Below are 12,054 nucleotides of genomic sequence, written 5' to 3'. Positions count from 1 at the left end.
ACCGGATTGGACATTGACCACTGACGCCACCCTGCCGAACCCAATCATCACGCCGACTGAACGCCTGCGACGGTTGAGCGTCTACACCCTGTTTGGTTTGGCCGGATTCTGGGGCTTCAGTCAGGTGGTTTTGCCAAACAGTGGTTCTGCATACGCGCTCGCAGCGATCGCGTTTGCGACTGCCGCGACTACATGGGCTATCAGTGATTCAAAGATGCACGCTCGAAGTGTCCCATCGACGGTTTGGCTACTTTTCTTCCTTACGTGGCCCTTAGCTTCGTTGCTGTACCTGATTTGGACCCGGGGCATTCCGGGTGTTGGATATTGGGTGGTCAATGTAGTGGGCTTATTTGTCGTAATGATTTTGTTTTTCTACCCGACGTTCTATCTTCTTTACTCTCTTGATATGATCGATCTCAATGATTTCGACCTAATCGAGTGACTTTGCAGGTGCCGGTAACCATCGCGTGCACCCGAGTACGCGAGCCGGGCGGTTTTGAAGTAGAAAATCTTTCGCGCGTACCGGGTGACGCGTGACGTTACCCGACAGAACTGGAGACCACATTGACACGTCAAACATTTGCATTCATGGTTGCTTTGTTCTCTTTTGGCCCCGCAATCGCTGACGACATGTTTACATCTCCTCAGACGATTGTGAACGCGACGATTGAACCGTCTCGTAGCGGCGGGCACATGGTATTCACCGGTGCGCTACTCTATTTCGAAACGGTGCAATCCGCTTACCATGTCGAAATGCAGCGCGATCAGCCAAGCCTAGCGAATCGGTCTCAAGATGTCGCGCTCCTTCAGTCCAAACTTGTGATTTTTAATGTTCGTCAACTGAAGTTCCGAACTGTGAATGGCGATGACATTGATGTCGAAAAGGCAAAAGAGCGTCTCAAAGAGAACCCGCTTGCATTGATTTTGCCGGGCGGAGCTAAAATTCATCCGCAACTTGCTGCTGCATTGAACCCTGATACGATTGTCGTGTCGCGTGCCGGTCGCTCTAAACTGCAACGCCTCGTTCCTCGCCCCGACGGCGGGTAACCATGTCGTGCAGTGGAGTACGGCATCAGGCGTTTAGGAATTGAAAATCAATCGGCCGTACCCACTGACCACCGACGTTCTGCCAATCAATAGAAGACTCGATGGCCGACTCAACCGCAATTCGATACACGCTGAATCGGCGGCAACGCTTGATCCCACATCTTCACATTTGGGGCTATTTCTTCACTCCATTTATCATCATCCTGGTCGCCTTTTTCACGTCGCGGATGATCGCAATGACCATATCCTTTGATCCGATGGGGATGGTCGTGTTTGGTTTGCTTGCGGTTTCGGTATCGTATCTCTTTCGTGGGCTATTCATTGGCCTCATCGATGTTCTGCTGTACCCTCGCCGCGAAATGGATATCACAATCGAGGATAAGGCGATGGGCATCATGCTTGGATCGCAGCGGTACTATCTTTTTCTTGATGGAATCATTTCGATCTCGCGATTTTGCCACGACGTTTGGACCGTGCAACATTGGAACGGTTCTGTCGTACATATTGCGGCTGATGCGATCCCTGATCGACAATTGCAACACATGCGCGATATGATGCGGCGAGGGCAGACACCGGAGGGCGTTGCCGAAGCGATCGAACGCGGCAAGACGATCGCACAGATTTCCGCAAGCGAACGGAAGGCAGAACCATGACATCCACCGAAGGACTCGAAAACGGTTTTCCTGATGGTGACTCTTTCGTTCGTCCTCGGTGATGTCGGCCGTTCTTGCTGACTGTCGTTGCGCGGTCGAAAGGCCCAATCCGCGGGCGCCAAACCCCGGAAAGCCCAGGTCCGCGACGGATGCGCGGTCGATTGCCAGACTTGCTGATGGTTGCTGGCATTCCCGTTCACCCTCGTTCCTGCCGTCGGGCGAGAACCGGTCACAAATGTCGACCCCCACCTATCTTCCTACCTCCATGTTCCTACCTGTCCCTAGCGAGCAGATGGTAGGAAAATGGAGGTAGGAAAATGCATTCAGTGACTTGCAGGTTGCGCGGTCAATGGTTGCTAGGTCCCGATCCGGCCGGTATCCTGAAGTTGGGCTAGATCGGCAGCCTTGGCGAACCGTCCGCCGATGCAATCGCCGCGCAAGAACCATGTGGTGCACACGAGCGGCGGCAGCATCTTTTCGTGTTCACCAAATCCTGGGTCGCCGCCGGGTGACCACCGACGTTCTTGCTGACTGTCGTTGCGCGGTCGAAAGGCCCAATCCGCGGGCGCCAAACCCCGGAAAGCCCAGGTCCGCGACGGATGCGCGGTCGATTGCCAGACTTGCTGATGGTTGCTGGCATTCCCGTTCACCCTCGTTCCTGCCGTCGGGCGAGAACCGGTCACAAATGTCGACCTCCACCTATCTTCCTACCTCCATGTTCCTACCTGTCCCTCGCGAGCAGATGGTAGGAGAATGGAGGTAGGAACATTGACGTAATGGTTCGCAGGTTGCGCGCTCGATTGTTGCTCGGTCCCCTTCCCGCCGGTATCTTGGGAGCTTGCCGAGTCGATCGGGTTGGCCAATGCATAGCTGGTCCCGTCGCCTCGCAAGAACCATGTGGTGCACTCGAGGGGCGGCAACGTCGTGTCGTGTTCACCGAATCCTGGGTCGCCGCCGGGTGACCACCGACGTTTGCTGAAAGGAAACAATGTGAAACACCACCTAATCCTTCTCCTGGTTGCGCTTGTGACAGTCTGTGCCCCGACAACTAGTTTGGGTGACGACAAAAGCGGAGCGGACGCAGTTCGGCTCATGAATCAGGGAAAGACAAAGGAAGCTATCAGCATCTTCGAGGATCTTGCTTCCGAAGGCGATGACAAGGCCATGGTGCAACTTGGCATCTATTATTACGAAGGGATTGGCGTAAAGCAGGACTACACGAAAGCCATGGATTGGTGGCTAGAAGCTTTCGCCAAACAGAATGCTGACGCATTTGTGAATCTCGGTGTCATGCACCGTGACGGTCATGCCGTCCCGCAAAACAGAAAGATCGCGTATTGTATCTTCTTAACAACCCACATGAACGGTCTGGGTTCCCAGTCCACGCAGCTTCGCGCGAACGGTTGTTTGCGAAAGATTCTGAACGATGTTTCAAAAGACGATATCAAGGAGTGTCTCTCGAATTACACCCTCGGCTACCTATCGGCGTACCTAAAGGCAAAGGGGAAGATGAAGGGTATCCCGGACGAACATAGACCGTCCAAAGATAATCCGGCACTCAAAGACCTTGACTGGTGGCTGGACGGCGAACTTGATTCCATATTTGGACCACCGACAGAAGAGGAGAAGAAAGCGCGAGAGGAGGCAGCTAGACAGCGGGAGATGGCGATAAAAGCCCTGCAACACACACTGGTGTTTCAAGTTAAGTTCTCCAAGGATTCCGTAGACCAATATCGCTCTTGTGACGTCATCACCGATCAAGGCATGGGGTCAAGCCCCATTTCCAAAAAGAAGCTGCAAGACCAGGGCGGCCACCTCCTTTACGAAGATGAGTTTCTGATCTACGCAAACCGACATCGCTGGGTGACAGTTGAAAACCATAAAGGCGAGGCTCTGGTGTTTAAAGTCAACCATCCTGTCAAGCCACATCCGTCCGACTGGAGCAAATGGCAGAATGCAGATTTTATTCTCCAGCATGGAATGGATAAGTTCTCGCTGCTCCGGGGAGAAGAGCCGAAAAACAGGGTGGAACAGGTACAGCCCGGTAAACTGGAATTTCGATTCAAAGTCGTGAAGGAATAGCAGCGAACCAAGCGATGAACCGAAGTCGCGGTAGCCGAGCGATTTCGCAGTGGACAATCAATTGCCGCGACTCGGTTATCGCAAACGTTCGTTCCTTAAGTTGCTGCGATGGGGTGTGACATACATGCCAACGTTGAATATCGCCATCCGGTGCTGGGCTACCAACCGGTCATCTCCGGAGGCTACGTCGTCGAGCGTCGCTACGAGCTCTTTGCTGCACTGGCATCGCGGCGAACCATGTCGTGCAGTGGAGCGGTGTCAACGCGTTTCCTGATGGTTTGTTTTTCCCTCGCCGGCCGGTCACGGCGGCCGTTATTCGACACTATATGTTCCTGAAGCATCCGTTTTCGCTGATTGGTGCGGTCCTTTTGGCACCGCTGTGCTTTCTGGTCGCGACGATGCTGGAGACGAACCGCGGGCCTGCCGTTTCCAGCGGACCGGAGCTGCGAATCGTGATCTTCGCCATGGTACCGATTGGGGTCGCTTTCTCGTTGGCCTTGCCACACTTTCGTGCCCGGTGGTTCTTTTCGGACGCCGGTTTCCCACACTTTGCTTACTTGCTTCCACGATGGATGATCTGTGTGGTTTCAACGTCGCTGATTGGTTCAAGCGCAGGATTGGTCGTGGCGGGCACCGTTTACATCAAGTCAGCTTTGCCAATGGGACTGGTGCATTGCGTAAGTTGGTTAGCGTTCGCCTACTCAGCATCGATCCGATGCCGCAAGCCGGCGACAGTCGAATTCTCGGTGCGGTGGTTGCCTCGATCACTGTTGCGATGGCGGTGACGGCGGATAACAATGCCGACCACCGGAGGACGGCATCGCACGTTCACAAATGGAAAATCAAATCGCCGTCCCCGGGTGAGGGGTACCGTTACTATCGCTTGTGTTCTGCGGCGCGATCAATTCGCCGGTCGGTCATGGGTAGTTTTTGCGTGTTCTGCTAACTTCTTGCGTTAAGCACGTCGGCATAAATCTTTCGGTGAAACCCGCGACAACACCCTCCCGCGCAGCGGGAGAGTAAAGCCGAATTAGATGTTGCGACGTGCTTATATTTCCTGGCGGCAACGGTCGTCGCGGTCCTGTCTGTCCGATGGTACACGACATGTTCGCGCCGAGCCGCTTGTTTTCTTCGTGGCTCCTGGTCAGCCGGCTGTCTACTCCCGCCGATGGTCCGCTATCTCGCGATCTTGTTTGCCCGCTGGGCAGACGGCAGTTTAGAATGACCGAGACCATTTCGGGTTGGGACGATCTGCGACCCAGAAAGCATGCAGTGCATACGCGTGACGAAGTCGCGGTGTGCTGAAGGAGTAGGCCATTCGCCGCCGCTGGGTGGTCAACCACGTCATCGAATCAATGCCATTATTGAAGTGCTTCCATGCCGAAGCTAAGGTACTCCATCCGCTCGATGCTGATAGGCACAACGATCTGTGCATTGCTCGCCATCGTCTGGGTCAATCCGCCGGAAAACTGTGTTCGCATCCGAATAGATGAGGATGGAATGGTCTCGGTTGATGGTGTGGGCGTTGAGCCGGAGCAGCTTCGATCCCGCCTCAAACGACGTCGGCTATGGCTTTCCGTTTGGCATCGAAACCCACACGCTGATATCTGCTGTGACAAGAGTTGGGTGCTCAACGCTGATCTTCGTACAAGATTTCTACCACTTGTCAAATCTGTCGAGGATGCGGGGTTCGCTAAGCCCACGATAATCGTTGATACATACACTGCGAAAACTCCTCAGAACCAGGATGGTGGATAACTATCGGTGCAACGGAGGCCGCGAATCAGCGTTTGAGCCGCTGGCAAATGGACCAAGGCAGCACCGTGGACGGCTAGTCTATTTCGCGTTGGCGGGAATTGCTGGTGCAGTGTTGGCAATTCCACTCATCGTTCCCAGGTCCCTGACGTCCGAGGGCGATCCAAACCCAATCGGCTACCTGCTGGTCCTGTGTCCGTGCCACCTTGTTTAAATCGTTCGTAGGTCCAGTCCGGTAAGCGTATCACATGACACACGCGACCATTCCTCTGCTGCTTGCTATTCTCGTAATCGCCGGGGCGTGCCGTTGCCGCGCACAGCAAGCAGCGGGGACCGATTCGACAATCGAGCGGTCGACCCCCTCAATCGACGAGCTACTGCTCTTCTTTCCTTCGAAGTTCCCGGATGGCGACTGGGACCCGTCGGGCTTGCGATTCCAAGACGTCTTCTTCGCCGCTGAAGACGGAACGAAGCTACATGGGTGGTATTGCCCCGCTGACACACCTCGTGCCGTGGTGCTTGTCGCACATGGGAATGCCGGACACGTTGCTTCACGGGCGCGTTGGTTGCGGTACTTACAGACTCGAGCAAGCGTATCCGTGTTTATGTCGCGGCCGGTGAGAAGCTCTTCCAAGCAGCCAACGGACCCAAGCAATTTGTCGCAATCGACAATGCTGGTCACAACAACTGGTTGACGGACGCTTACTTGAAGAGACTTGATGAATTCATCGCACGGTTTGGCTCCGGACCGAAATGACCAACGAACCATGTCATACTTCGGAGTGGAAGGCTGAGCTCCGCCACTTCGTGACGGCGGAAGTTGTTTGGTCCCTCCAGGTTCGTCTTAGGAAAGCCAAGGATGATGGATATTGGGAGGCACTCGCGGTGGTGTTCGAATGACTTGCTTCAGGAGTTTTGATCCTTTACGTTCAAGATGCCACGTGAAACGGAAGCCAGCTCTGCGGGGACGCGAGCTTGTCAGGGATATCTGCGTCGGGGTGCGTCCGTTGATGTTCTTGGCTGGCGGCAAGCACTGCTTGCCGCCAGCCTATTTGATCCGTTAGATTACACCCTTCGGACACCACCGCTATGCCTGGAAAAATCGGGCAGTCTGAATAAAACCACGGGAATTCCATGGGAACAAAAGACACCCACACTGATTGGAACACAGAATGGCTTTCAAACCACCAGGAGGAGAACTAACCGCCTGGTCAGCGATATGGATCCTTTTCGGTGTGGCAGCAATCATCGTTGCGGCGACAACGGGTCTTACCGGATACTATGTTCTCGGCGCATGCGTCGGACTGCCGGCTCTTGGGATGTGGTTCCAACAGCGATGGTGTGGCTACGTGTTTGCTGGGCTGATGGCCTTGACGATACCGCTTGCCCTCATCGCAATCGTCGCTGTCGATGATACTTTGACCGAACGAGCATACCGGGCATTGCGAATTGCACTGACCGGATACTTTGCGTTCATCACTTTTCGATGGGCTCAGGACGATTGACACCACCGAGGACAACACGAATGACGGACGAAGCATGCGATGCACCCAAGTCGTGATGCCGGCCGGCTTGGCATGCGAAAGTCTTTTGCCGTGACTGGGTGGTCAAGGGCGAGCATTGGTCAGGCACAAAAATGCGAACCCTTTTCACCTGTTTGCTGTCATTCGTATTGGTAGCAGGATGCACAAATGACTCGGAGCCGAAGGTCACGAAAATGGCACCCCGCAACGCAGACAACACTTGGACCTCGGATGCCTTCGAGCGGGGCGACACGGACGCGATTCGCAATAGGGTTCTCGAGAACCCGAGCTATGTACACGAGCGAGACTATCTTGGTGACACTCCGCTACTGACCGCTATCGCGCTTGACAATCTCGAGTTGGTGCGGTTCCTGATCAAACATGGAGCGGATCCGAACGTCGAGGTCGACGATGGTTACACATGCCTTCTGACTGCCATCGAATTTGAGGCAGACCAATCGTCGCTGATTGTTGCTGAACTAATCCGGGCCGGCGCCGATATTCATGCGACCGGTACAAACGGTTGGACTCCGCTGCACATGGCAGCCGCCCGTGGACAAGTGGAAAAGGCCCGGCTCTTGATCGACGCGGGTGCGGATGTGAATCGCCGGACGGAGATCGATGCATCGGAAACTCCGTTGATGGAAGCAGCGTTCAGGGGGCAACCTTCGACGGTGCGCTTACTGCTAGAGCACGGCGCCGATCCATCCATGCGAGACACAGTCAACGACCGAACTCCGCTGGAAATAGCCCAGCACGCTGGAAAAGGCCCTGGTCCTGACGTCGTTGACTGCCTCGAGGCGGAAAACATCCAGATCGACGTTGACGAGTTATTCGGCGACACGGAGCTGTCCGCCGATCAGTTGGAAATGATTAAACAGGCCATCGCGAATACCGACGCGACGCAGGCCTACATCGACAGTTCCAATGAACTTGTGAAGACAGGAAATCATGCCGAAGTCGTCCGCATCCTGACAGAATACCGCCGGTGAACAGACAACTGCACGGCCGCAATGGACAACGCGTTTGGGTGACTAGAGACCGGATGGTCGCCACCCCGTGCATTCCCACGTTACTGTCGCCAGGCTTCCGCGGTCAGGACGCTGCGCCGGTTCGTCGCCGGTAGCGTTTGGCGGATTCGATTCGCGTCCATCGGCACGATTCTCGCGTCCATCGGTGCGATTCGCGCGTCCATTGGCACGATTCGCGGGCGTCGTGCCGAGGGGGCCAGGCCCACTTCAAGTTGGGACGGTCTGCGAACATAGTCATCATCTAACGCGCCCGTGCGGCGTTCCGCACCGGGGTCGCTCAGGGGACGCGGCGGAGGACGAACAGGGCGTCGATGAGGTCGTCGTCTATGTCGCGGGGGTGTTCGATGTCGTAATCGAAATCGAACGTTTCGACCAGTTCGAACGCTTCGACCTTTCTGAACATGCGTTCCACTTGCGGGGCCGTGTACAGCCGCAGGTCGAAATCGCTTTGGCAGCGGATCTTGCGGGCCGCGACGCGGGAGGTGGCTGCGCGGCGGGCCGTGAGCGTGGCCCGCATCTGCTCGCGCCGCTGGGCGCGATTAAAATCCCGGACCGACAACGTCACGCTGACCTCCGTCCCGCCGTGCCGCGCCTTCCAGCGTTCGGTGCAGTCTTCGTCGGCATCGAGCGGAATGATGTGGAAACCCAGGATGTAGATCCCGCCGGGTCGCAGCGAATGGGCCACGCAGTGCAGGTGGTTGACCGCGTCCTGTTCGGACAGCAGGTGCCGGAAGGTGTTGAAGGTACAGAACGCCGCGTCGACCGGTTGTTCCAACCGGAAAGACGCCATGTCTTCATGTCGCAGGTCGGCTTGCAGGCCACGGCGCCGCAGGCGCCTGCGCAGGTAGGTCAGCGAGGGTTTGCTGAGATCCAGCCCCGTCATGTCGTAGCCGCGAGCGGCCAGGTCGACGATCAGGCGGCCACCGCCGCAGCCGGGTTCGAGCAGTCGGCGGACCGAGCCCTCGGCGAATTCTTTGAAAGCCGCCTCGAAGAACCGGACTTCCGCCGCCGTTTCGTCTCGAAAAACCAAGTCGAAATACTGGGGGTAGTCGTACCAGTTATCGGTTTTCATGGCTGTGTCGCCGCGGTCGAAGAACGCTGTTCCGCGGAGGTGAGGGTTCCGCGGCGGTTCAGCCAACAGTTGGTTAAGGTTCCGTGGCGGTTAGGCCAGCAGGTGGTGCAGGCGGCGGACCGGGGTCAGCGGTTCGATCAATTCCCAGGTGCCGGCATCGGTTTCCGACTTCCAGAGGTCACGCAGCTCTTCGCCGGAGAGCAATGAGCCCACGATGCTGGCCAGGGGGTCTGGAATCACCATGGCGATCGCCCCGTCGCGGTGCTTGCGGACGATCTTCCGCAGGGCGCCCTCGATCCGTTCGCGGGCGTCGTCGATCGTCTCGCCGCAGGGCGGACAAATATTCTCCGGACTCTCCAGCCCTTCGCGGTAGACCCGCGGCAATTGCCGACGCACATCGTCGATCAACTTGCCGTGCCACAGACCATGGTCCAGATTGCGGAAGCTCTCGATCACCTTGGTCTTGCTCTTGCTGCCGCGACCGGCGGCCAGCAACTGGGCCGTCTCCTGAGCCGATTCGCAGGGGGCCGAATAGATACCGCCAAACTGCACCGATTGCAGGGCTTTGGCGGTCCGAGCGGCCTGTTCCCGGCCCTGATCGGACAGCGGCATATCCAGCGAACCCTTGATCCGCTTCTGCTCATCGAATTCGGTAGCGCCGGGGCGCACCAACACGACTCGTAACATCTGCAACTTTGACAAACGAGTAAAGGACCGGCTAGAGCGCGTCGCGTAATTGACGCACGGCAGCCGCGTAGTCGTTTTGGCCGAAGATGGCCGAACCGACCACAAATAAATCGCAACCCGCCTTGCGGCAAAGTCCGATTGTGTCTGGTTTAATGCCCCCGTCAACTTCCAACAATAGGTCGCCCCTCCGCTTGCGGAGTTCTGCGATCCGTTCGGGGGCTCCGGGGTCGAAGGACTGGCCTCCGAACCCGGCTTCGACGCTCATCACTAGAACCGCATCCACCGCGTCCAGGCAACCGTCCAAAGCACTCAAGGGCGTTTTCGGGTTCAGGGCCACGCCGGCGACGATGCCATGGCTGTGGATTTGATCGATCAACGATTGCGGCTGGGGGACCGCTTCGATGTGAAACGTCAGCATGTCCGCTCCGGCTTCGGCAAACGCGTCGACGTAAGCCGCCGGATCGGAAATCATCAGATGAACATCCAGCGGCAAGTCCGTCAGGCGGCGCAGGCCCGCGACGATCGGCATGCCATAGGTCAGGTTCGGGACGAAATGCCCGTCCATCACATCCAGATGCAGGACTTTGACGTCGGCCGCCTCGAGCTGCCGCACTTCGCGGCGCAGATCACCGAAGTCGCACTGCAACAAACTGGGCAGTACGGCCGGCGAGGCGCTGCGCAACTTGGACAAACGTTCCTGGTGCATCGTTCCATCAAAACAGGGGTAAAGCAAAACTGTTTTGCAGAGGAAACCCAGTCCGTGTGGGGCCCGTTACGGCCACCGCTGAGGAGCCGTGCCGGCCGCGGTCGGTATCGGGTGTTTCCCGCAAGTCCGACCGTTGTCATTACCGCGACTCGCCTTGTCAATTCGCGAGCAAACGCTTTGGCCCCAGCCAGCGGTGGCAAAGGCAGCACTACAAGCCGAGCGAAGCAAGAAACGCTGGGTCTTACGGGCTTTAAGGGTACGGAAAGTGCCGTAAGAGAATTCGGCAGAATTCTTCCGCTGCCCCCGCTGTGGTGGGGTCGCTAGGGCGTTGGGACGTTGCCGGTGACCAGCACTTCGGCGGATCGTCGATTCGGCAGGTCGGAGACGATGCGGATGGTTTGGGCGATCCGGCCGGGCTGTTGATCAGCGGAAAAGCTCAGCGGCAGGAAATGGACTTTCTTTTTGCCAGTGGGTTTGTCGAACACGAATCGCTCGTCGCCGCACAGCACGTCGAGGATCTCGAAGGGTTCGTCGGCGCGGACCACCAGGCGGCGTTCGAATTGGCCATCGGCCGGCAGATTGCCCATGCCCAGCGAGGCCGGGCTGACGGTTAGGGCCGGTCGCACGCGGCCGCTGACACACATTTCAATGGTCGGAGCCTGAGGATCGTTGGTCAACAGGGTCAGTTGCTCGTGGATCTCGCCGGCGGGCATCGAAGCTTTGGTCTCCAGCAGCAGGTCGTAGCGGACGCCGTTGGTGATGCGAATCGGCGGCGACAGCTTGACCTGCATGTCGGTGCAGTGGCTGCGGACGTCGGTGATTTTCCAGTCGCTGCGTTTCAGCCGTGTGACCGAGACTTTCAGTTGTTTGGTTTCGCCTTCCTTGAACTGGCCGAAGTTGGCTTCGGGCGGATCGAAGACCACATCGGTACGGATCTCGCCGGAGACGGTCAGTTGCACTTCGGCGTAGTAGGGGCGATCGAAGACGACCGTGATCGTGGCGCTTTTGGGGCCGGTAAAGGCGGTCGTGTTGAAGGTCGCGACGATGGCGGATTTCTCGCGGCTCTTCACGGTCGAGCGGGTCACGCTGGGGGTGGTACAGCCACAGCTGCTGCGGACGGCCGACACGTGCACGGCTTCTTCGTACAGGTTTTCGAATTCGAAGTGGTGTTCCACCTTGGCACCGCGGGCCACGACGCGAAAATTGTGGTTCGTTTCGGCGAACATCTTGCGTGCCCAATCCTGTCCCGTTGCTTGGAGGGGGCAGAGAGCCAACACGAGCGAAGCCAACAGAAAGCTCGAGACGGTACCGTGACACAGACTACTCATGGAACACAGTCATGCGGTTGCGAAGGAAGCGAGGGGAGGGCCGAGCCTTAGGATAGGAAGATTAGCGAATCAAATAAAGATTGTTTTCTGGTCCCTCCCCGCGGCACCGGGCGCTGGACCGCCTGCTAAGATCGTTCGTTCCCCCACTTCTTTCCGCTTTCGTTGTCGCT

General features: G+C 57.1%; 12 protein-coding genes. 7 read left to right on the top strand and 5 right to left on the bottom strand.

Annotated features, from left to right (window positions below; all coding sequences use genetic code 11):
- The 7 genes from GE027_RS02785 to GE027_RS02755 form a co-directional block, all read left to right on the top strand.
- Positions 1-442 (top strand): hypothetical protein (locus GE027_RS02785; protein WP_237607208.1); only part of this gene is annotated, 442 nt, incomplete at its 5' end.
- A 122-nt stretch (positions 443-564) separates the two neighbouring features.
- Entirely contained in the window at positions 565-1,047 is a 483-nt protein-coding gene (locus GE027_RS02780; protein ID WP_153555630.1) for a hypothetical protein, read from the top strand.
- Between the two features lie 101 nt (positions 1,048-1,148).
- The gene (locus GE027_RS02775) at positions 1,149-1,700 is read left to right on the top strand and encodes a hypothetical protein (protein WP_153555629.1); all 552 of its coding nucleotides are present in this window, start codon (positions 1,149-1,151) and stop codon (positions 1,698-1,700) included.
- 1,092 nt (positions 1,701-2,792) lie between these two features.
- Entirely contained in the window at positions 2,793-3,782 is a 990-nt protein-coding gene (locus GE027_RS02770; protein ID WP_153555628.1) for a tetratricopeptide repeat protein, read from the top strand.
- A 568-nt stretch (positions 3,783-4,350) separates the two neighbouring features.
- Complete coding sequence (locus tag GE027_RS02765; RefSeq protein WP_153555627.1) at positions 4,351-4,728, top strand: hypothetical protein; 378 nt, start codon at positions 4,351-4,353, stop codon at positions 4,726-4,728.
- 1,981 nt (positions 4,729-6,709) lie between these two features.
- Positions 6,710-7,042 (top strand): hypothetical protein, encoded by a 333-nt coding sequence (locus tag GE027_RS02760; protein WP_153555626.1) that lies wholly within the window; start codon positions 6,710-6,712, stop codon positions 7,040-7,042.
- Positions 7,043-7,254: 212 nt separating this feature from the next.
- A complete protein-coding gene (locus GE027_RS02755) occupies positions 7,255-8,052 on the top strand; it encodes an ankyrin repeat domain-containing protein (RefSeq protein ID WP_153555625.1) in 798 nt (265 codons plus the stop codon).
- An 80-nt stretch (positions 8,053-8,132) separates the two neighbouring features.
- On the opposite strand, the gene GE027_RS23550 is transcribed toward GE027_RS02755, so the two are convergent.
- The 5 genes from GE027_RS23550 to GE027_RS02735 form a co-directional block, all read right to left on the bottom strand.
- Positions 8,133-8,255: a hypothetical protein gene (locus GE027_RS23550; protein WP_261344026.1), complete on the bottom strand. Its 123-nt coding sequence runs from the start codon at positions 8,253-8,255 to the stop codon at positions 8,133-8,135.
- 113 nt (positions 8,256-8,368) lie between these two features.
- Positions 8,369-9,163 (bottom strand): class I SAM-dependent methyltransferase, encoded by a 795-nt coding sequence (locus GE027_RS02750; RefSeq protein ID WP_153555624.1) that lies wholly within the window; start codon positions 9,161-9,163, stop codon positions 8,369-8,371.
- Positions 9,164-9,253: 90 nt separating this feature from the next.
- Positions 9,254-9,850: a histidine phosphatase family protein gene (locus tag GE027_RS02745; RefSeq protein WP_153555656.1), complete on the bottom strand. Its 597-nt coding sequence runs from the start codon at positions 9,848-9,850 to the stop codon at positions 9,254-9,256.
- A 31-nt stretch (positions 9,851-9,881) separates the two neighbouring features.
- Entirely contained in the window at positions 9,882-10,556 is a 675-nt protein-coding gene (gene rpe, locus GE027_RS02740; protein WP_153555623.1) for a ribulose-phosphate 3-epimerase, read from the bottom strand.
- Positions 10,557-10,876: 320 nt separating this feature from the next.
- Positions 10,877-11,884 carry a DUF1573 domain-containing protein gene (locus tag GE027_RS02735; RefSeq protein WP_237607207.1) on the bottom strand — a complete coding sequence of 336 codons (1,008 nt, stop codon included), beginning with the start codon at positions 11,882-11,884 and terminating at the stop codon, positions 10,877-10,879.
- Between the last annotated feature and the right edge of the window lie 170 nt (positions 11,885-12,054).

It is taken from the genome of Roseimaritima sediminicola (genome assembly GCF_009618275.1).
Lineage (GTDB): Bacteria > Planctomycetota > Planctomycetia > Pirellulales > Pirellulaceae > Roseimaritima > Roseimaritima sediminicola.
This window is presented reverse-complemented; position numbering and strand designations above follow the sequence as displayed.

Bases quoted from the DNA above. Each gene is read 5' to 3' on its own strand.
- GE027_RS02750 (WP_153555624.1), bottom strand. From the start codon at position 9,163: ATGAAAACCGATAACTGGTACGACTACCCCCAGTATTTCGACTTGGTT.
- GE027_RS02735 (WP_237607207.1), bottom strand. From the start codon at position 11,884: ATGAGTAGTCTGTGTCACGGTACCGTCTCGAGCTTTCTGTTGGCTTCG.
- GE027_RS02770 (WP_153555628.1), top strand. From the start codon at position 2,793: ATGAATCAGGGAAAGACAAAGGAAGCTATCAGCATCTTCGAGGATCTT.
- rpe (WP_153555623.1), bottom strand. From the start codon at position 10,556: ATGCACCAGGAACGTTTGTCCAAGTTGCGCAGCGCCTCGCCGGCCGTA.
- GE027_RS23550 (WP_261344026.1), bottom strand. From the start codon at position 8,255: ATGGACGCGCGAATCGCACCGATGGACGCGAGAATCGTGCCGATGGAC.
- GE027_RS02745 (WP_153555656.1), bottom strand. From the start codon at position 9,850: ATGTTACGAGTCGTGTTGGTGCGCCCCGGCGCTACCGAATTCGATGAG.
- GE027_RS02775 (WP_153555629.1), top strand. From the start codon at position 1,149: ATGGCCGACTCAACCGCAATTCGATACACGCTGAATCGGCGGCAACGC.
- GE027_RS02765 (WP_153555627.1), top strand. From the start codon at position 4,351: ATGGATGATCTGTGTGGTTTCAACGTCGCTGATTGGTTCAAGCGCAGG.
- GE027_RS02755 (WP_153555625.1), top strand. From the start codon at position 7,255: ATGGCACCCCGCAACGCAGACAACACTTGGACCTCGGATGCCTTCGAG.
- GE027_RS02760 (WP_153555626.1), top strand. From the start codon at position 6,710: ATGGCTTTCAAACCACCAGGAGGAGAACTAACCGCCTGGTCAGCGATA.